The sequence below is a fragment of the Roseibium aggregatum IAM 12614 genome, from assembly GCF_000168975.1.
In the GTDB taxonomy this organism is placed as follows: domain Bacteria; phylum Pseudomonadota; class Alphaproteobacteria; order Rhizobiales; family Stappiaceae; genus Roseibium; species Roseibium aggregatum.
The window spans coordinates 73,350-93,591 of sequence record NZ_AAUW01000020.1 but is presented as its reverse complement, the minus strand read 5'-3'; the positions used below and the strand labels follow the sequence as shown (position 1 = coordinate 93,591).

At 61.0% G+C, this 20,242-nt stretch carries 13 protein-coding genes; 7 read left to right on the top strand and 6 right to left on the bottom strand.

All coding sequences use genetic code 11. The features are described 5' to 3' along the window. Positions 1-8: 8 nt before the first annotated feature. On the bottom strand, positions 9-899 hold the full coding sequence (locus SIAM614_RS23765; protein ID WP_006938496.1) for a c-type cytochrome: 891 nt from the start codon (positions 897-899) through the stop codon (positions 9-11). Between the two features lie 3 nt (positions 900-902). Beyond that, complete coding sequence (locus SIAM614_RS23760) at positions 903-1,538, bottom strand: c-type cytochrome (protein ID WP_040440972.1); 636 nt, start codon at positions 1,536-1,538, stop codon at positions 903-905. Positions 1,539-1,704: 166 nt separating this feature from the next. Between SIAM614_RS23760 and SIAM614_RS32160 the strand changes: the two genes are divergently transcribed. Further along, positions 1,705-2,064: a hypothetical protein gene (locus tag SIAM614_RS32160; protein ID WP_157140042.1), complete on the top strand. Its 360-nt coding sequence runs from the start codon at positions 1,705-1,707 to the stop codon at positions 2,062-2,064. A 159-nt stretch (positions 2,065-2,223) separates the two neighbouring features. Here the strand turns inward: SIAM614_RS32160 and SIAM614_RS23750 are convergent, their stop codons facing one another. Continuing rightward, positions 2,224-4,731 (bottom strand): heavy metal translocating P-type ATPase, encoded by a 2,508-nt coding sequence (locus SIAM614_RS23750; protein ID WP_006938493.1) that lies wholly within the window; start codon positions 4,729-4,731, stop codon positions 2,224-2,226. A gap of 160 nt (positions 4,732-4,891) precedes the next feature. On the opposite strand from SIAM614_RS23750, the gene SIAM614_RS23745 reads away from it, so the two are divergent. The 3 genes from SIAM614_RS23745 (at position 4,892) to SIAM614_RS32155 (ending at position 7,666) form a co-directional block, all read left to right on the top strand. Next, positions 4,892-5,098, top strand: a complete 207-nt coding sequence (locus tag SIAM614_RS23745; RefSeq protein ID WP_040440994.1) for a heavy-metal-associated domain-containing protein — start codon at positions 4,892-4,894, stop codon at positions 5,096-5,098. Between the two features lie 66 nt (positions 5,099-5,164). Beyond that, complete coding sequence (locus SIAM614_RS23740) at positions 5,165-6,481, top strand: APC family permease (protein ID WP_006938491.1); 1,317 nt, start codon at positions 5,165-5,167, stop codon at positions 6,479-6,481. A gap of 48 nt (positions 6,482-6,529) precedes the next feature. Then, on the top strand, positions 6,530-7,666 hold the full coding sequence (locus tag SIAM614_RS32155) for a hypothetical protein (RefSeq protein ID WP_157140041.1): 1,137 nt from the start codon (positions 6,530-6,532) through the stop codon (positions 7,664-7,666). Here SIAM614_RS32155 and SIAM614_RS30795 read toward each other — a convergent pair. Beyond that, positions 7,587-8,180 (bottom strand): hypothetical protein, encoded by a 594-nt coding sequence (locus tag SIAM614_RS30795; RefSeq protein WP_157140040.1) that lies wholly within the window; start codon positions 8,178-8,180, stop codon positions 7,587-7,589. The genes SIAM614_RS32155 and SIAM614_RS30795 overlap by 80 nt on opposite strands. A 65-nt stretch (positions 8,181-8,245) precedes the next feature. On the opposite strand from SIAM614_RS30795, the gene SIAM614_RS23725 reads away from it, so the two are divergent. Beyond that, complete coding sequence (locus tag SIAM614_RS23725) at positions 8,246-8,776, top strand: Crp/Fnr family transcriptional regulator (RefSeq protein WP_198137388.1); 531 nt, start codon at positions 8,246-8,248, stop codon at positions 8,774-8,776. 274 nt (positions 8,777-9,050) lie between these two features. Continuing rightward, entirely contained in the window at positions 9,051-9,524 is a 474-nt protein-coding gene (locus SIAM614_RS23720) for a fasciclin domain-containing protein (protein ID WP_006938488.1), read from the top strand. Between the two features lie 93 nt (positions 9,525-9,617). Here SIAM614_RS23720 and SIAM614_RS23715 read toward each other — a convergent pair whose 3' ends face one another. Beyond that, positions 9,618-12,314, bottom strand: a complete 2,697-nt coding sequence (locus SIAM614_RS23715; protein ID WP_229598005.1) for a cation-translocating P-type ATPase — start codon at positions 12,312-12,314, stop codon at positions 9,618-9,620. Positions 12,315-12,567: 253 nt separating this feature from the next. On the opposite strand from SIAM614_RS23715, the gene SIAM614_RS23710 reads away from it, so the two are divergent. Further along, positions 12,568-13,410 (top strand): universal stress protein, encoded by an 843-nt coding sequence (locus SIAM614_RS23710; RefSeq protein ID WP_006938486.1) that lies wholly within the window; start codon positions 12,568-12,570, stop codon positions 13,408-13,410. A 74-nt stretch (positions 13,411-13,484) separates the two neighbouring features. Here the strand turns inward: SIAM614_RS23710 and SIAM614_RS33345 are convergent, their stop codons facing one another. Next, a complete protein-coding gene (locus tag SIAM614_RS33345) occupies positions 13,485-20,120 on the bottom strand; it encodes an autotransporter outer membrane beta-barrel domain-containing protein (protein WP_006938485.1) in 6,636 nt (2,211 codons plus the stop codon). Positions 20,121-20,242: the final 122 nt, after the last annotated feature.

Here is a 20,242-nt window from a genome sequence, read left to right as displayed (position 1 = left end):
GAACGTGGTCAGCCGTCCGTGTCCATCAGATAGGTTGCAATTGCCTCCCGGTCTTCTTCGGACAGGAAAGCCGTGCCGTCGCGCACGACCTCACCCATGGAGCCGCCGAAGACATCCCCATCCGGCATAATCCCGGTTTTCAATGCATATTGCAGTGAGCTTACCGTCCAGCCCTGCTTCTTCAAAGCATCGCTCGTGATTGGCGGAGACTTGCCGCCGTCAGGCAGTTTGCCGGCGCCATGCAAGGCCATTTCCGCCTGTCGGGCACCCAGAAAATTTCTGGGTGTGTGGCAGGCTCCGCAGTGGGCAGGGCCCTGAACAATGAAATTGCCCCGGTTCCAGAGTTCGCCGCGTTCCGGGTCCGGGACGAAGGCGTTTGGATGGTGAAACAGACCGCGCCAGAGTTTCAGGCCCATTCTGAGATTGAAGGGCGGCGACATTTCGTGCGGTATCGAAGCCTCGGCAACAGGAGGAACCGTCTTGAAGGCTGCCCACAGGTCCGCGACATCCTGATCGCTCAGGGAGCCATAAAACGGGTAGGGAAAGGACGGATAGTAGGGCTCCCCGTCCGGCGAAATACCGTGGCGCACCGCCGTTGCGAAATCTTGCAAGCTCCAGTTTCCGATGCCGTGATCCGGATCGGTCGTCAGATTGGGCGAATAGAACGTGCCGAAGTCTGTCGGTAACTTGACCCCGCCAGCCAGAGGTTTCCCGCCACCTTCCGTGTCAGTATGGCAGGCGATGCATCCCGACATTCTGGCAAGATAGGCACCCCGCCCCGGATCGCCAGCCAGGGTTTCGATCGGTTCCGGTTTATCGACAGGCCAGAGGTAAAGCATGGCGACCGCCGCACCCGCCAACGCGGGAGCAGCAATCGCAACAACGAGCCAAAGGCGCATCGCTCAGTTTTTCTCGACCCTGAATTGGGAGTGACAGGCTGAACAGGTCTGCGCGACCATGTTGAAGAGCCCGTCCGCAGGCATCTGGGCAAGCATGTCCGGATCGGCCATGTGGCCCGCGTTCCCCATCATGCCGCCCGAACCCATCATTCCTCCGGAGCCCATCATCCCGCCCTGGGACATCATGGAATTTCCACCCATCATGGTGTCCTGCCCCATCATGCCCGTCTGACCCATCATGCCGGCGCCGCCCTTGCCATGTGCAAGTCCATTGCCGGCTGCCGCGCCAAGCCCGGTGGCAAAAATGTCCAACTGTTTCGCGAGCGCTTCAAATTCCTCCCAGTCGGTCCAGATTTCCGGCTTTGCCTCGGACGGGCCTTCAAGGCTGTGTTCGGGGAACTGCTTGGTCAAGGCTTCACCGGAATGGGACTTGATCACGGCGGCGCCTGCACGCACCGCATCCGCATCATAGTCCTTGTCTCCACGCATGATGGCAGTCAGCGATTTCATCACGTCGCCCATTTCCTCCATTGCTTCCATGCGTTCCTTGACGATACCAGACGCCCCTCCATGGGCGTAAGCACCAGCCACGCCTGCAAGCAGCAGAGCGCCGGTAACGGACATAACCGTAAATTTCATTGATAAATTCCTGTATCCAGATTGCGTGGCGGACACACCGCCCCAAGCGATTTCAAACGGATAAAGGAGCCCGTCGTGGAGGTGGTGGCTCGACCTTCCAGGCACGGGATACGGTGGATATCGCAGCTTCGCCGATACTTTCGTCAACGAGGTCCGGGAGGCTCAGATGCTCATCATAGGTCAGCGCCAGGAGATAGGCGCCGCAATGCACCGTCTCATGATCCGCCACCTGATGGTCGGCTTGGCTCGAGGCATGGTCGTGGGCATGACCGCCGCCGCTGGCGGTTTGATGCGAATGTTCATGGGCCGTTTCGGCAAACGAATGGCTGAACGATCCACCGGCAGCGACGAATGCTGCCACGAGGACCATTTTCAAAGTCGTCCAAAAGAAAGACTGCTGCCGTATCAGCAAAGACCTGTCGGCTCCTGTTTGCCTGTGTCGAACCTGAACAACTTTCACAATCCGGTGAAGTCGCGCCTCGGTCAACCCTTCTTGAGCCGTGATATGGCTAAAGCACACCTTTAAGCGCTATGGCGGCAAGAACAAATGTCCTTGCCGCCACGAAGACAAGCCGAACAACGGCGGCGATCCTGAAGCGCCCTGTAAAAAATGTCCGGTCTTAGCGGGCTGATGAGGCAGGTTCCCTTGATGACGCAAATGGCCATGGCTGACAGGAGCAACCTCCTATTCGGCAGCCACCGCCGTTGTACTTGGGGCGGCAGCGATTCTGGTTCTTGCTTCATCCATCACCGGCGATATCCGGCGAAGCCGCAGCGCATTCGTCAGCACGAACACCGATGACAAAGCCATGGCACCGGCCGCCAGAACGGGAGACAACAATACGCCGAAGGCGGGGTAGAGCACCCCCGCTGCCACGGGGATCAAGGCCGTGTTGTAGGCAAACGCCCAGAACAGGTTTTCCCTGATGTTGCGCATGGTCCTGCGGGAGACTTCGTAAGCATTCACGACGCCCCTCAGATCGCCTGACATCAAGACGACGTCCGCCGATTCAATGGCCACGTCCGTACCGGTGCCGATCGCGATGCCGACATCGGCATGGGCGAGGGCTGGGGCGTCGTTGATGCCATCTCCGACGAAGGCAATGCGGCTGCCGTTGCCTTTGAGGTCCGTCAGGGCGTCGACCTTGCCGTCGGGCAAGACGCCCGCGATGATGGTGTCGATCCCGGTTTCCGCGGCAATCGCTTCAGCGGTTTCCCGCTTGTCGCCGGTAATCATCGCAACCTTCAACCCCAGCTCATGAAGAGCTGCAATTGCGGCCCGGCTCGAGGATTTGACTGGGTCGGCAACTCCGACAACAGCGACAAGCCTGCCGTCAATGGCAGCATAGAGCGCCGTGCGGCCGCGTCTCGCCAGCCTGGTCTCCTCGTCGGAAAGGGCACCGGTCGCAATACCTTCGCGCGCCATCAAGCGATCAGCACCGACAAGCACCCGTTGACCGTCCACGACAGCGGAGACGCCATGGCCGGTGATGGAGTTGAAGTCACTGATCGCGAACCTCTCCACGCCTTCCTTGCCTGCTGCCCGCACAATCGCCTCGGCAACCGGATGTTCCGAGCGGGCCTCGACGGCAGCAATGCGCGACAGCACGAATGCACGTTCGAAACCGTCGGCCAGAACCAGGTCGGTCAGTTCCGGACGGCCTTCCGTCACGGTGCCCGTCTTGTCCAGGGCAACAATGTCCACGTCGGAAAGTTGCTGGAGCGCGTCGCCCTTGCGGAACAGAACGCCCATTTCCGCAGCCCGGCCTGTGCCCACCATGATGGAGGTGGGCGTCGCAAGACCCATGGCACACGGACATGCAATGATGAGCACCGACACACCGGCCACCAGAGCAAGTGTCAGCGCCGGGTCCGGGCCGAAGATCAGCCACACCAGGACTGTCGCCAGGGCAACGGCCATGACGGCGGGAACAAACCACAGCGTGATGCGGTCCACCAGCCCCTGAATTGGCAGCTTGGCGCCCTGAGCTTCTTCGACCATGCGGATGATCTGCGACAGCGTCGTGTCGGCGCCGACACGCGTGGCCTTGAACTGAAGTCCGCCGGTGCCGTTCACCGTGCCGCCGGTCACCGCGCTGCCGGCCGTCTTCGCGACAGGCACAGGCTCACCGGTGATCATGCTTTCATCGACGTGAGAGAAGCCCTCGACCACTTCGCCGTCAACCGCGAGCCGCTCTCCGGGGCGCACGACGACGATGTCACCTATGGCCAGCGTTTCGATGGGCACTTCTACAATCTCGTCATTCCGCAGCACGCGGGCCGACTTGACCTGCAGGCCCAGCAGGCTCTGGATGGCCGCGCCGGTGCGCCCCTTTGCTCTCGCTTCAAGGAAGCGCCCGAGCAGGATCAGAACGACAATCACGGCCGCAGCCTCGAAATAGACTGCGCGAACTTCGGCGGGAACCAGTTCCGGCAGGAACGTGGCAACCACCGAATAGAGATAGGCGGCCCCGGTTCCCACAGCCACCAGACTGTTCATGTCGGGTGCGCCTTTCAAAAGGGCCGGAATGCCCTTCTGGTAGAAGGACCGGCCCGGACCGAAAAGCACGATGCTTGTCAGCACGAACTGCAGAATCCAGCTCGCCTGCTGACCGATTGTCACTGCGATCAGATGATGAAAGGCGGGGATCAGATGCCCGCCCATTTCGATCAGGAAAACGGGCAGGGCGAAGGCGGCGGCGAGTGCCATCTTGCGCGCCAGTTCCCGTGCTTCTTCGGCCTTGCGTTCACTGCGGTCCTGTGACGTGCCCGCGTCTGCCAGGCTTGCCGGATAGCCGGCATCGGTGCTGGCCTTGATCACATCCTGAACGGTCGTAGTGCCTTCCGCAAAGACGACCGTTGCCGTCTCGGCCGCAAGGTTGACGCTGGTGCTGATGACGCCGGGAACGGCCTGCAGCGCCTTGTCGACGCGTCCGACGCAGGAAGCACAGGACATGGACTGGATGGTCAGCGTGACTGTTTGCGTTCGCGCCGGATAGCCGAGATCGTCCAGCTTGGCGACGGCCGCCGCAATCTTGTCGGGGGCGGCAGTAAATTGCGCACTTTCAGTTGCCAGGTTCACGCCGACCTCTTCGAGCCCCTCGACAGACGCGAGGCCGCGCTCGACGCGCCCCACACAGGATGCGCATGACATTCCCTGAACCGACAAGGAGATTTTCTGTTGCCCAGACATGGGTCCAACTCCGGCATGAATTGATCGATGTCTCTCAAATGAGGTTTCCAGTCACTGGAAGGTCAAGAACCAGAGCCAATTTTTTCCGAACTTTTTCTTCTTGACCCTCCAGTCGCTGGAAGTGCGACAAGCGGGAAATCAACCAACCATGGAGCCAATCATGAAGTTCAGCGTTCCAGATATGAGCTGTGGTCACTGCAAGGCGACTATCGGCAAGTCCATTGAGCAAGCGGATGGCACTGCCCAGGTCGAGTTCGACATGGAGAACAGGACAGTGACCGTAACAAGCACCCGGTCTGCAGATGAAATTGCGGGCGTTCTCAAGGAGGCGGGCTACAGCTCCGAACTGCTTCAGCAAACACGCTGAAGGGTACATGTCGTCCCGGATTGGCCAATCGGCACATCCGGGACCTTGTTTTGACGGAGACGGGCCTTGTCATCAGACTATGAGAAAAACAGCCTGACACTCTTTGATGCGGTTGCCATGGGCACCGGTGTCATGATTGGCGCGGGTATTCTCGCCCTCACAGGTCAGATCGCCGAACTGGCCGGTCCTCTCTTCCCCTTTGTCTTCCTGTCCGGTGCGGTCGTCACCGCCTTCAGCGCCTATACCTATATCAAGATGTCGAATGCCTATCCGTCGGCGGGCGGCATCGGCATGATCCTGAAAAAAGCCTACGGTCCGACAACAGTGACGGCGGGGGCAGCGCTGCTGATGGCGCTTTCAATGGTCATCAACGAAAGCCTCGTCGCACGGACCTTTGCAAGTTACCTCCTGCGCGGCCTGGACATGTCTCCCTCGGGCTGGCTACTTCCGGCCATCAGCGTCGGGGTGATCCTGTTCGCTTTCCTGATCAACATTTCGGGAAACAAGTCGATAGGCCTGTTTTCCACCATCATGGCGGCCCTGAAGGTGGGCGGCATTGCATTGTTCGGATTTGCCGCCTTATGGGCCGGTGGCTTTTCTTTCGAAGCGACGGGTGGCGGCGCGGACCAGTCAGGACTGACGGGCTTCATTGCCGCAACCGCCTTGTCAATTCTCGCGTTCAAGGGCTTCACGACAATCACCAACAGTGGCGCGGAAATTACCGATCCGCACCACAATGTCGGCAGGGCGATCATCGCGGCGATCATCGTCTGCATCCTGGTCTACCTGCTGGTTGCCTTTGCCGTCGGGTCCAGTTTGCCGCTGGAGAAAATCATCCAGGCCAAGGACTATGCACTGGCGGAAGCGGCCAAGCCGGCGCTCGGGTCGGTCGGCTTTTATCTGACCGTGGCGCTTGCGCTTGTCGCAACCAGTTCCGGCCTGATCGCCAGCATGTTTGCGGTCTCTCGGATGCTTGCGATGCTGACCGAGATGAAGCTGATCCCGCACAGCCATTTTGGAATGCCAGGCGTGATCCGGGACCACACGCTGGTCTACACGGTCGTTTTCGCCGGCTTGCTGGCCGTCTTCTTCGATCTTAGCCAGATCGCCTCGCTGGGGGCATTCTTCTATCTCGTGATGGACATCATCATTCATTGGGGCGTGTTCAGGCATCTGCGCTCCGATATCGGCGCCAGAGGATGGGTCCTGCTCACGGCAATCGGTCTCGACGCTGTCGTTCTCACTGCCTTTGCACTGCTCAAGTGGCAGCAGGACCCGGCGATTGTCGTCTACGCCGTTGTGGGTATCGCCGTGGTCTTCGTGTTCGTGAAGGCCTTTCTGCATTTCAATCCGCCGGACGCGCAGGAAAAGCACTCGCACTGAGCTGAATGCCCCTGATCGCAACACCGGCAGCCATTTTCGGGTTATCGCATGAAGTTTTCGTCAATTGTCTTGCTGGGTGGCACCGGTGACGTCGGCCGCCGGGTCGTCAAACTGCTGAGCGAGCACACGGATTGCCGGATTTTTCTGGTCTCGCGAACAGGGGGGACGGAGACCGATCGGGTCAGGCATCTGAAAATCGACCTCGGAGCGGAAGACGCCCGGAAAGAAATCCCCGATGGTGCGGCGGTCGTGAACCTGACGGAAACAACTCCTCCCGCTCTTTCTGCCGCGGTTGTCCGGAAGGGCGGAGTGTTCATCGATACATCCGCGTCTCCCGATTATGTTTCGGCTCTTGAGAGGGAAATATCGGCGGTTGAAGGCCCCGGAACAGGAATTCTGTGCGTCGGCACGGCGCCGGGGCTCAGCACGCTTCTGGCGGCCGATCTGGCAGCAAGAACAGGCGCGACCCTGGTTGATGTCGGAATTGAATTGGGCATGGGGCGCCACTATGGCCGCGCCGCAACCGAATGGTTCTTCCACGCGCTCGGCACGCCGTATTGTCCCTCCGGACCCGACCGAACGAACAGTATATTGCCTGGCAGTCTGCAACGGACGTTCCTGTTCGGGAGGTCCGGAAAGCCGCAACTCGCGGTCGGGATAGGTTTCCCGGACCAGGGCATCGCAACGTCTGGCACCAAAACCGGCGTACGAACTTTTCTTGCCGTCGATCCACCGCTGGTGACCAGGCTTGTCGGTGGGCTTCTGCGACTTGGCCTCGGTCCTTCTCTCGCCCGCCATGCAGGCGCCTGGACAAGGGTTACCTTGGCTCTACCCGCACTGGGCGGAGCAAGAACGCGGCTCGCCGTTGAAGGCTTTTCATCGGACGGCAGCCGGGTCGGAACGAGCCGCCTGACGGCAGGCGACCAGGCCGACCTCACCGCCGCGACGATCGTCGCAACCTTGCTGCAGGTCGGTTCTGGCGACGCTCACCGGACAGGGCTGACCACCATTTCCGACCACATGCCGGTTGAGGCCGCCCTGACGAGACTGCGCAATCTGTTGCCGTCAATGGCCATTGATATCGATACGGAAATCACGTCGAAGATCAATGATGGGGCGATTGTCCGGAGGCCAGCGCGAGATGGTGTTCCTGATGATGCGCACCCAGCGTCATCACCCCGATAAACCCGAGACCCGAGAGCATCTGCAGGTCCGAGGGCTCGCTGGCAGTAACGGTGAGAATAGAACCGCCCGGCGTTTCCGCCACTTCGTAACTGAAACCTCGGGTGCCGTTCATGGTGGCCGCATGAGCGTTCAGCATGCGTCTAATCGAGCTGGTAACTTTGCCTTCCCCCGTCACGGTGAAACGATAGCCGCCTTCAACCGGCGTGGTTTGCACATCTGCCCGCAGGGTGACGTTGTCCATATCTGCAAGATGGTTGCGCAGGGCTTCGATATCGACCCTGGACCAGTCGGTTTCCGGGTCTGACTCCAGGATAGTCACGATTTCCTGAATCGCCGCGAAGGCGGATTGCCCCGGCTCACGCGGCACCGCCGTTGCGGATGACAGTCCAGCGCCGGGCGCGGCATGCTGCATGGCTGTATGGTCATGATGCTGCGTTGTCTGGGCCTGGACTTGGGCCTGGACCGGAGCTGTGCACGCAATGGCGGCTGTCAGGGCAAGAATGTACCGGTTCATGATGTCTCCTTTGGCTTTGCGTTCCATCTTGCCGCAGAGGCGCAAATCGGAACATGATAGCTATCATGTTAATGGATATTCCCTCACTCTTCAGAACGGCCGGGACCTTTGAGCGCCGGCTGTCGCCCGGAGCGTATCTGTTCCACCAGGGCAAAAAGGTGGAAAGCCTGTTTGTGGTAACGGCCGGTGAGATACAGCTTGTCCGTCATCAGACCGCAGGCAACGCTCTCGTTCTGCAGCGCGCCTTTGTCGGAGCCGTCGTGGCTGAAGCCTCTGCCTTCGCCGAGACGTATCACTGCGATGCGGTCGCCGGACCGGACACATCGGTGCGCGGGATCTCCAAGCCTCGTTTTCTGGAGTTGTTTCGAACGGACCCGAACCTTGCGGAAGCCTGGGCGGCGCAGCTCGCACGCGAGGTCCAGACCACCCGTTTGAGGAGCGAAATTCTGGCGCTCAAGACAGTGGCAGACAGGCTGGACGCCTGGCTTGCCTGGCACGGCTCCTTGCCGCCGAAAGGGGAGTGGCATCAAATCGCCCGGCAGATAGCCGTCAGCCCGGAAGCGCTCTACCGGGAAATTGCGAGACGCCGCAGGTGAAAGAGCCTGTTCATCGAATGAAAGCTCAATTCGCTTCACGTTGAATGCCAGGTCTCGGCTGGAAATATCGCGCAGGTCGCAACTGGAGATGCGTTCGTTCTTAGCGCCTATCACTGATTGCGCTATCCGGGGTTTGGATCACTTTTGGATCATCAAATTAAGCTGACATTAATGTGTTCAAAGATCCGTCTATTGCGCAGATCTCCCACTCACGCGGTCACGTATCGGGATCGCTGGTGCAAAGCCAGTTTGAGTACGTGACAAGGAGGATCAAATGAAATTTGCCAAGTATCTTGCAATCGGTCTCGTAGCATCCGTGATGTCTCTTCCGGCCAAAGCCGCCGATATCGTCGACACGGCGGTCAATGCAGGTTCGTTCGGTACGCTCGTTGCCGCCGTTCAGGCAGCAGGCCTTGTTGACACCTTGAAAGGCGACGGTCCCTTCACCGTTTTCGCACCCACCGACGAAGCCTTTGCCGCGCTGCCCGCCGGCACCGTCGACGATCTTCTGAAGCCGGAAAACAAGGAAAAGCTTGTCGCCATCCTGACGTACCATGTGGTTGCCGGCAAAGTCATGTCGACGGATCTTTCGGATGGAATGACGGCAAAGACCGTGGAAGGCAGCGAAATCTCGGTAGATCTCGATAACGGCGTCATGGTCAACGATGCCAATGTCGTGACCGCAGACGTTGCAGCCGATAACGGCGTCATTCACGTGATCGACAAGGTCATCATGCCGCCGATGTAATCCGGCCCTGGAAAAGCAGGTTTGCCGGGGCACAAACAAGCACCGGCAAACCTGCTCCCGACAACAAAGTGCTGCGGCTGGAAGGCCGGCCACTCACCTGGAACCGCAGTTCCTCGACATCAGCCAGATCCACACTTGCCCGAACACCAGCGGCACAAAGCTGGTCACAACCGCCAGCGTTAGGCCGAGTCGTCCCGGCCAGGGCAATGCCAGAAGTGCGGCCAGATCCCTGTTCAGCATGGCAAGGGCGATCAGCCCCAGGCACAGGGCAATAGCACCCCAGACATAACCGTTACGCAGCACATCGCTTTTCCAGACTGATCCCGCCGCCACACGCATGTTGAAGACGTTCCAGAGCTGAGACAGCGCCAGCGTGAGGAAGGCCACCGTAATGGCTCTGTCGGTTTCCAGACCAAGCAGAAACAGCGCAACGGCAAATGCGGAAAGCGTCGAGATCGTAATCAGGCAACCGACATATCCGATCAAAATCCAGCGGGATCGGTCGACAATGGGCTCGCGCGGGTCCCTCGGTGGTCGCTGCATGACCCCGTCATCGCCCTTGCCGAACCCCAGGGCAAAGGCGGGAAAGACGTCGGTGACGAGATTGAGGAACAGGATCTGAAGCGGCAACAGCGGGACAGGCAGGCCGACACCGACGGCAATGCCGACAATCAACACCTCGCTCACATTGCAGGACATCAGATAGACGACGAATTTGCGGATGTTCTCGAAGATGATCCTGCCCTGGCGCATCGCGGCGATGATCGTCGCAAAGTCGTCGTCCTTGAGCACGATATCGGAAGCTTCGCGGGCGACCTGAGTGCCGCGCTTGCCCATCGCAATGCCTATATCCGCTTTCTTGAGAGCCGGAGCATCGTTGACGCCGTCGCCCGTCATGGCGACCACGTGACCGCCCTTCTGAAACAGCGAAACCAGGTTCAGTTTGGTGTCCGGGGCCACCCGCGCGAAGACATCGGTCGTCATGAGCTGCGCGCGCTGCTCGGCCGTTGCCGTCTCCATGTCGAACCCGCTTATGTCCCGGCCGGACAAGACTTTCAGCCCGGACGTTCCGATGCCCGCATCTTCGGCAATCTTCGCAGCGGTTTCCGCATGGTCGCCGGTCATCATGACAACGCGTACACCTGCCTGCTGGCTTGCCCGGATCGCCGTCGGAACGTCGTCGCGTAACGGATCGACAAAACAGACCAGGGCGATGAGCGTCAGTCCCTCATAGGGGTCTTCGGAAGGTGTTGCTGCTGTTTTGAAGGCGAGGGCGAGGAGGCGCTCTCCGCGACGGCCCGCCTCCGACTGACGCTTGCGCCACGAGGCGCGATCCTCATCCGTCAAGAGCCGGGTGCCGGCAGGACCAAGAACGGCCTCCGATGCATCGAGCACGGCTTCCGGGGCGCCCTTGACCGCATAGAGGAAGTGATCTTCACCGTCGTGATGCACCGTTGCCATCATCTTGCGCAGCGGCGTGAAGGCATGCTGGCCGGCCGGGGTCAGGGTCTGCAACAATTGAGACCTTGCAAGACCTGCCGCGGCGGCCGTGGCCAGCAGCGATATTTCCATCGGATCACCGATCCGGGTGGCATCGGCGCTTTCTCCATATTCCGCCGTGTTGCACAGCGCGCCAATTCTCAGCGCGGCCGAAAGAGGTTCCATGGCAGCCGGCGCAATGTCCTGGCCTTGCGCACAAAAGCGAAGGCCCTTGTCCTGTTGCAGAATGTCGACGGAGGTGCCATCGAGAAGATAACGCGCGGCCGACATCCGGTTTTCGGTGAGCGTTCCCGTCTTGTCGGTCAGGATGAGCGTCGTCGCGCCGAGCGTTTCAACAGCCGAGAGCTCCGTGACAAGCGCGTTGCGCGCCGCCATGCGCCACATGCCCCGTGCCAGACAGAGCGTGGCCACGATAGGCAGACCTTCCGGAATGGCGGCAACCGCTAGCGCGATCCCGGTCTTCAGCATGTCCGGCAGCGGATGGCCCCAGAGAATGCCGGCAAGAATGGTCAGCATTGCCAGCGCAGCCGTCAGCCAGACCAGCTTCCGCCCCAGCCTGTCCAGTCGCTTTTCCAACGGCGAGACTTCGGCCTCCGCCTCCTGCGCGAGGGTGCTGATGCGACCAAGTTCGGTGGTCATTCCCGTTGCCACAACAATGCCTTCACCAAGGCCCTGAGTGACTGCGGTTCCGCTGAAGGCCATGTTGAGGCGTTCAGCAAGCAACGTGTCTGCGGGCATCGTCGCGGTCTGTTTTTCGACCGGAACGCTTTCTCCAGTCAGCAGCGATTCATCGCAATGTAGATCCGAAGCGGCAGTCAGACGAAGATCAGCCGTGACGACATCCCCTGCCTCCAGGATCACGATATCGCCGGGGACGAGCTCCGTAGCCTCGACCTCGTAAACCTTGCCACTTCGGCGCACGCGGGAATGGGTCGTTGTGATCCGCAGCAGAGCTTCCATCGACCGGGCTGCGCGCAACTCGGTGAAGAACCCGATCGCACCGTTCAGAACAAGGACGATTGATATCGCGATAGCGTCCGCGATGTCGTTGAGGAGCAGCGACATGACGACGGCAGCAGCCAGAAGCCAGACGATGATGCTGGCAAACTGGTGGGCAAAGATCGCAAGGGCGCTCTTGGACTTCAGTTTCCGGAATGTGTTGGGACCGTACAACGCGCGGCGTTTGGCAACGTCATCGTTTGCCAGCCCAGTCGTCGGTTGAACCGAAAGCTCTTGTGCAAGCACGTCGGCGTCTTGTGCGAAGGGGATGTCCATGCTGGTTTGGATCAACCGGGTCTGGTCCAAAGGAATGTGTTTTCAACAGCGGCATCGCCGCACGAGGCATACCGTAGCCGATAAAGACACTTGGTTGTGGATTCATCTTGTCCCGCCAAGTCGGGATCAATGCTTACGCCGCACGGGAACATAACTCCGGCAGCCTACGTAATCACCACCAGCTTGCCTCTGCATTGATTTCCCTGACAATAGACTGATCATGTCAGGTAGGGCGCGTGTGGTAGGCGTCCGTGAGGGAGCTGGAACGATGACCTACAAGACGATACTTGCCATCACGGAACGCGATGTCTCGGCCGATACCATCGGAAAGGCCCTGGGCGTGTCCAGAGCTTTTGACGCCCATCTCACGCTGCTTCCCATCGGCGAAGTTCCGAATCTGCCGTTCTACGGCTCCGGAGGTCATGGTTACATCGATATCTGGGCGAAGGAATTCGATCAGCGCAAAACCGAGTTGATCACCCTTGCTTCCCGGCTTGAGGATCAGCTCACACGGGAGGGGATCTCTTTCGATGTCAGACCAGTCTTGTCTTCAGAGGCCCGTGAAGACAATCTTGTCGCGCGCCACGCCATCTATTGCGATCTGGCCGTTGTCCTGCGTTCCGGCGAAAACGGTCTGAACAGCATCGAAAAGAATGCAATCGATGGAGCGCTTTTCGATTCCGGCCGGCCTGTGCTCTATGTGCCCAATGTATTCAAGTCAGACCGCATAGGCACCAAAGTGGCCATCGCCTGGAATTCCCGGCGGGAGGCTGCCCGCGCTGTTTCAGATGCACTGCCCTTTCTAAAGGGGGCTGAGGAAATCACGTTGCTGCTGGTTGATCCGGTCGTCGGAGACAATGATCACGGCGAAGATCCCGGCAGCGACATCGCCACGGTGCTTGCCCGCCATGGCCTCGGCGTCAACGTTCAAAGTGTGGTGTCTGCCGACAGAGCCGTGTCTGAGGCTCTTCTCGACAGCCTGCGCGAACTGGGTGCCAACCTCCTGGTGATGGGAGCCTACGGCCATTCGCGTCTGCGGCAGAACATTCTGGGAGGCACAACCCGGGAAATGCTGGAGCAAACCAGCGTACCCCTGTTCTTGTCGCACTGACTGCGTCTCGCATTAGGTCTCGCGAAGCTCGTCACGTTTGAGGTGGTCACATCGCCAGCCCAGGACGCACAGACCTAGAAGGGAATGCTGAGCCTGAGAGAGCCGCTGTTGGTGGCCAGTTTTTCCGAGAAGCGGCCGTTGTACTCAAGCCGCAGGTCGACCCCTTCGATGGACGTGAGCTGCAGACCGGCGCCAATGGTGGCAAACAGGTCTTCATGCTCGACAGATGTCTTGAAAGACCCGGTTCCGCCGGAGCGGTTGGTGAAGCGGGCATCGGTTTGCCACTCGTTGCTGGACAGAAACGAGACGCCGAGTTTGCCGTAAACCCGCAGGTCCTTGCCGTCCTTGTAGCGCAGACGGCTGCCGAACTCGACAGAGGGCGTTGCGGCGAAATTCCAATGGCCTGTGGAGTCGAACTCCAGCCCGTAATCTCCGCTTTCCCGGTAGTTGCCGACCCTGGAATAGATCGCGTCAAAGTCGATGTAGGGTTTGACGTAGACATTGGTTGCCGCAAACGTGCGGGCGATCCGTGCCCTGACGGAGCCTGCCAGCACGTCGGGAGAGCTTGAGATGGTTTCGGAAAGGTCTGAAATCGACAGGTTGCGATCGAACCGGGTGCTGCCGTAACTGCCGGCAGCCGCGGCCGAAAGGGTCCAGGGGCCCATCTCCCGCTTCAGGCTTGCCCCGAGATAACCCGACTTGCCGTCTCCCTTGACGGTTCCGGAGGCCTGGGAAATCCAAGTCTGCTGAAAGGCCGCAGCGCCGCCGATGAACCAGCCCGGGGCGATTTCCCGTTGCCCGCCGAGCTGATAGGTCAGCGCGTCGGCGTTATAGCTCGGCGAATTGCCGATGGCGGCACGGTGGCCTGTGCCGCCGGTTGCCCGTGCCCAGCCACAGGAGCCCTCGGTTGTGCCCGCGCCATCGCCTTCGAAGACGGGGCAACTCATCAGGCTGTCGCCGAAGGATAGCATTTCGAATGTCTGTTCAACGACGGCGGCGAGCCCGGTGCGCGGCAGAAGCTGGTTCAGGGTGTCCGCGTAGTCGCCGGACTGATTGTCGACCTCATCGGCAATGGCCCCGAACAACGTGCCGAAGATGTTGTTGCCGCCGCGATCCCAGATATCCTGAAGGTTTTCCGCAACGGCTTTTTGATCCCGGTTGAGCTTCACCTTGCCGTTGGGCGTAAAGTCGGCGCCGGTCACCTGGAAATAATAGTCGGAGCCTTCCGGATTGAACAGGTAATCGAATATGAGAGAGTCCTGCGGGGTGAGGGTGCCTGTAACAGACCCGCCGACCGACAGAACCTTCGTCTTCCTGTCCGGCAGAAGGCTGATGGTCTTGAGACCGAGTGTTCCTGCAAGCGTTGCGTCGCCGCGCACTTCCAGCCAATCGGAATCGGAGTTGTTCAGGTCGATGTCCGCGACCAGAAAACCCTGTGCGCTTTGCGTGAAGTTGCCGGTGATCACGGTCTTGCCGGGGTCGCGTGCGCGGCCCAGCACGAAGCGGCCGTTGTTGACCACATTTGCATCGTACAGATAGCCGTCAGCAAGGGTGTTGGGTGAGTTGTTGGTGACCGTACCGGCGCTGCCACCGCTGGCATTGGTGAGGACGACATCCCCGTAAAGGGACGCGGTGTCGTTGACGGTCACGTCAAGGATTGCCCCGTCAGCCGTCGTGCCCGTGCCGGTATACCAGACCGCATAGGAGCCGGTGTCGTCGGTGCCGTTGCGCGATGCGCCTGACTGGACAATGGCATTGTCGTTCAGAACCAGCGTGTTGTTGAGCCCGTTGGAGACCCTGATGGCGGCGGCGTCCGTATCCGTGCCCCCCTGGACGTTGCCTTGTCCATCAACCGTGATCCCGATTGTGCCGTTGCCGTCTGCGCCCTGGCTTTGCGCGAAGACGCCTGACGAGCGCGACCCGGTGGCAGTCACCTGGCTTGCGATTTCCAGATCGATAGCGCCCGCGGTCCCCGTGCTGTCCGTTGACATGAGGCCCGCCAAGCCTCCGTTGCCGGTTCCGGATATACCGCCGCCGCCACCGATGGACTGGGCGATAATACCGATGGCCTCGTCCCCCGTGACGTAGATCGGTGCATCGATATCCAGTGTGATCTGGCCGCCGTTGCCACTGGCGCCGCCGGAGGTCAGGTTCGCCGTGGCGTTGGTCATGGAACCGCCGGTCGCATCGCCCGCCAATCCGCCGCCGCCACCGATGGATTGTGCCACCAGGCCGAAAGCGCCATCACCGCGGGTCTGGATGCCTGCGCCACCGGTTAGCTGGAAAGTCACCGCGTCGCCGTTGCCCGCCGCACCGCCCGTGCCGCCGATTGCCAGATCAAGCCCGCCTTCGACGCTACCGGTGACGCCATAACCACCGCCGCCGCCGATGGACTGGAGCAGAACGCCGTGAGAGCGGTTGCCGTAGGTGGCAATCGTCGTGTCCATCGTCAGGTCGATTGTGCCGCCATTGCCGGCCACACCGCCTGAACCGCCAACGGAGACGCTCAGCTCGCTACCGTCGACACGGGTTGTTTCTGCACTGCTGCCGACCCCGCCGGTCCCGCCGCCACCGCCGATCGACTGGGCAACCAGGGCAGTGGCATCGTTGCCGCTGGTGGTGATCGTTACCGCGCTTGTGTCATAGGTGTGAACCTCGCCGCCATCGCCGCCTGCACCACCCGTGCCGCCGCCGTCACCGCCGATTGCCAGTGTGCCGGTCTGGTTGTCCGAGCCGTCGCCGCCCTGGCCGCCACCGCCACCAATGGATTGCATCGTCATGCCGGTGGCAGCAAAACCGGCGGTGTTGATGAAATTGTTGTCACCGTCAGCCAGCCAGACGGCGACTTCACCACCGTCACCGCCGGAGCCGCCCCTGCCGCCGACGGCAAGCTCGACAGAAGCGCTGACTTCGCTGCCGCTGGCCGTGGATGAGCCGCCCTGACCGCCGCCGCCGCCAATCGATTGCAGAACGACCCCGTCCGCCCAGGCACCTTGCGTGATGATCTGGCCATCATGGTAATATTTGACCTGATTGCCGTCACCGCCGGACCCGCCACCACCACCGACATCGACCGTGAACGAATAGGAAGCTCCCGCATCCGACAGGCGCTTGATCTGTTTCTTCAAGGCCCCAATGGCGTCAAGAACCTTGTGAGACGACGCGTCATTGCCGAGCGATCCGCCAATGCCGCCACCGCCGCCGATGGATTGCAGCACGACACCGTCCGCGTCGCCGCCGAAGGTTTCGATGCGGCCGTATTGTTCGGTGTAGATGGTGCCGCCGTCGCCCCCGCTGCCACCAATCGCTCCAACGCCCAGGCTCATACTGCCGGAGACACTGCCGGCACCAACGCCAAGGTAGACGGTACCGCCCTGGGAGTTGCCGCCACCGCCACCAATGGACTGTCCTACCAGCCCCTTGGAGCCCGATCCCTGCGTCTGGACCGTGTAGCCGGCAAAGTTATGGATCTCGACGGAAGCGCCATCGCCGCCCGAACCACCCTGGCCACCCAGGGAAATCTTCGCTTCCAGCGACGCGATACCACCTTGCGAATAGGCGTTGCTGTTGCCCAGGCCGCCGTTACCGCCACCGCCGCCAATCGATTGGGCCAGAACGCCATGGGCACCGTCGCCGAAAGTAAAGAGCGTGCTTTCCGGGGCCAGGTTTGTCAGTTTCGTTGCGGTGGTGCCGCCTGAATTGGAGGACGAGCCGTAGGTTCCGAGGGTTACGTTGACTTCCCCACCATTGCCGCCACCGGATGTCGTGAAAGCATAATCCGAATTGAAGTCGCTCAGGGCATTGCCGGTGCCGCCCCCCAGAGCAACGGTAGCGGTGGATTCCACCGTGTCCTTGTCGCCGAGCGTTGCTGTCAGCGCGGACGCGTCGCCGCCGTTGCCGCCGCCGCCGCCAACCGATTGGGCCAGGATCCCGTGAGAGGCATCGCCGATTGTGGTGAGCCTGGAGGGTTGGTCATAGGTGACGGTTACGTTGCCGCCGGCTCCCGCATTACCACCGTTGCCACCAACGGTTGCCACATAGTTGAAGGCGAGGGGAACCCCGGTGCCGGTTGGTGCGGCAACCAGGAAATCGCCGGCGGATGTCGAGCCGCCATTGCCGCCACCGCCACCAATCGATTGAGCCAGGATGCCGGTGGCATTGTTGGGGGCGTATTTGGAGGTGGACGACGCGGAAAGTCCGGTGGCGATGGTGCCATTCGAAAGGTCGACCGTGACGTCGTCTCCGTCGCCTCCGGCCCCGCCGCTGCCACCGAGGACAAAGGCGGCGTTGAAGCCGATGGTCGCGTCAAAGTAATTGGCGCTGCCACCTGTGCCCCCACCACCACCGATGGACTGTGCGAGGACAGCTGTCGACTGAGCGCCCGAGGTCGCGGCGTAAAACTGGTTCTGGGTCAGGGAAACGGTTCCCCCGTCTCCACCATCACCGCCGCTGCCACCCATCTGGAAGGCGAGGAAGGACAGGACGCTGAAATTCTTGACGCTGCCGCCGTTGCCGCCACCGCCGCCGATGGACTGGGCGATCAACCCGGGCGCGAATACGCCGGTGGTGGTGATGTTGGCGTTGCCGTTGCTTGTGGCGGCACCCAGGGACGAGAGGTCGGCGTAAACACATCCGCCGGTGTTGTCGACGCAGATTTCGCCGCCGTCACCGCCTAGGTCTGCAGAACCGCCGACGCCGATGGAGGCGATGGTCGACAGGGTTTGCACGCTGCCGCCGTTGCCGCCGCCGCCGCCAATGGACTGGAAGATGGCGCCCGGCGAATAGCCGCCGGAGGTAACGATGGTTCCGATGTTCGGAATGGCGACCGTGCCACCATTTCCGCCAGCCGATCCCTGACCGCCAACGCCGACAGTGCCGGTGCTGTCGCCGCCGGACCCGCCGCCGCCGCCAATCGATTGCGCCAGAATACCGGCTGAGGAAGCGCCTTTGGTCCTGACGGTGTCCGTATTCGAAACGCCGACGTAACTTCCATTGGACGTTGTCGATCCGGCAGCGCTGCCGCCGATGCTGACAAACCCGCTGGAAGAGCCGGCGGCACCGCCGCCACCGCCGACCGACTGGGCGATGATGCCGAGCGAGTTGAAGCCGTTGGTCGTGATGTCGGCGCTTGAGTTGACCGTTACGGTACCGGCAGCGCCACCACCGGCGCCATCGCCGCCCAGTCCAACCAGGGTGGAGGCATCGATCCCGCCGGTGCCGCCGCTTCCCGCGATCGACTGTGCGACGACACCAAAGGAATGATCCGCAGCCGTTGAAACTGTGGCATTGCCAAGCGAGAGGGTGACGTTTCCGGCATCGCCGCCATTGCCGCCGTTGCCGCTCTGACCGCCAAGAACACTCTGGAAATCGCTCCCCGTTCCACCGCCGCCGCCGATGGAGTGCAGCGCGATGGCCGCGGAAAAGGCACCGCTTGTTTCAATGCTGGTGCCGCCCGAAACCGCGACGGAAACCGCGCCGGCATCGCCACCGAAACCGCCGCCGCCACCGGTGCCGGCGAGAGCCGTGCCGTCGCCGCCGTCGCCCCCTTCACCGCCGATGCTCTGTGCCAGCACGCCGTACACATTGGCACCGCTCGTTTCGATGGATTTTCCATTTTGAAGGGACACTGAAACAGAACCTGCCGTGCCGCCATCGCCGCCACTACTATCCTTGGTGGGGCCGGTGCCGCCCTTGCCGCCAAGGCTTTTGGCGCCGATTGCAGCGCTTGGTTCGTAGCTGCCGCCGGTAACGTCGAGAACCAGCCTTGCAGAGTTGGTGATCGACACAGTGCCGCCGTTGCCACCATCGCCGCCATCGTCGCTGTTGTCCGTCGAAGCGGTGCCAGAACCGCCTAAACTCAATCCGTAGAGAACGAACAGGCCGTCGCCGTCTATCGTGGTGACATCCCAGTAGATGTCGCCATTCATGGCGTTGTTGATCGTGACCGTTCCACCGGCACCGGCATTGCCGTTGTTGTCGCCGCCACTGCCGCCAAAGGATCTGGCGATGAACCCGCCGCCTTCTCCAAGGCCCTGGAAACGGTTGGTGCTCGACCCGACGGTGAAATTGCTCGGGGCGGAGTTGTTGACAGTGACGCTGCCGCCGCTGCCACCCTGACCGCCGTATTGGTCCGACAGGATGCTGTTGTTCTGGTTGCCCCCGGTTCCACCGTTGCTCTCGGCAACGAAGATGGCAAATCCGAAGTTGGCGTAGCCGACGGCGGAATAGCTTGCGACGCCTGTGTTGGTGACCTGAACCGAGCCTCCATTGCCGCCGGAGCCGCCGTTCGAATTGTTGTCTCCGTTGGATTGGTCGCCTTCGCCGCCGCTGGACCGGGCGAAGATGCCCATGGCAAATTGGCTGACTTCCGACACATCAATGTCGAGACTGCTCTGATTGACGATCGTAACCGTTCCGCCTGCCCCGGCCGCGCCGGAGTCCTCGCCGTCCGCGCCTCTGGATTCGACATACCAGTTTGCGTAAAGCCCTTCGCTTGTTGGGATGACCATGTTCTGCTGGCCGTCATTCTGGATCGTAATCCCAGGGGCCTTCGCTCCGGCGGAAGCGCCGGAAGAGGTCAGATCTACGTAACTGACATCCGAGTTTGTATCGAATGTGCAGACCCACGGATCGCCCGACTGATCGCACAGGGAATTCGCCAGCACTGGGGACGCAAGGCAAAGACTTGCCAGGGAAGCGGTGGAAAGCATAAGAGACTTTTTTAGGCTATTTTCCCTGGTGTACGGGCGAGAAGCCTGGTCTTTTCCTGCGGTTACGACGCCGCGGCCCATGGTCGTTTCCCTGAAGCAATTGTCTTGAAATATGTGCAGTC

Excerpts from the sequence above, each read along its gene's own strand:
- SIAM614_RS23745 (WP_040440994.1), top strand. The coding sequence starts at position 4,892 with ATGAAGTTCAGCGTTCCAGATATGAGCTGTGGTCACTGCAAGGCGACT.
- SIAM614_RS23760 (WP_040440972.1), bottom strand. The coding sequence starts at position 1,538 with ATGAAATTTACGGTTATGTCCGTTACCGGCGCTCTGCTGCTTGCAGGC.
- SIAM614_RS32155 (WP_157140041.1), top strand. The coding sequence starts at position 6,530 with ATGAAGTTTTCGTCAATTGTCTTGCTGGGTGGCACCGGTGACGTCGGC.
- SIAM614_RS23725 (WP_198137388.1), top strand. The coding sequence starts at position 8,246 with ATGTTAATGGATATTCCCTCACTCTTCAGAACGGCCGGGACCTTTGAG.
- SIAM614_RS30795 (WP_157140040.1), bottom strand. The coding sequence starts at position 8,180 with ATGAACCGGTACATTCTTGCCCTGACAGCCGCCATTGCGTGCACAGCT.
- SIAM614_RS23710 (WP_006938486.1), top strand. The coding sequence starts at position 12,568 with ATGACCTACAAGACGATACTTGCCATCACGGAACGCGATGTCTCGGCC.
- SIAM614_RS23720 (WP_006938488.1), top strand. The coding sequence starts at position 9,051 with ATGAAATTTGCCAAGTATCTTGCAATCGGTCTCGTAGCATCCGTGATG.
- SIAM614_RS32160 (WP_157140042.1), top strand. The coding sequence starts at position 1,705 with ATGCTCATCATAGGTCAGCGCCAGGAGATAGGCGCCGCAATGCACCGT.
- SIAM614_RS23750 (WP_006938493.1), bottom strand. The coding sequence starts at position 4,731 with ATGTCTGGGCAACAGAAAATCTCCTTGTCGGTTCAGGGAATGTCATGC.
- SIAM614_RS23765 (WP_006938496.1), bottom strand. The coding sequence starts at position 899 with ATGCGCCTTTGGCTCGTTGTTGCGATTGCTGCTCCCGCGTTGGCGGGT.
- SIAM614_RS33345 (WP_006938485.1), bottom strand. The coding sequence starts at position 20,120 with ATGCTTTCCACCGCTTCCCTGGCAAGTCTTTGCCTTGCGTCCCCAGTG.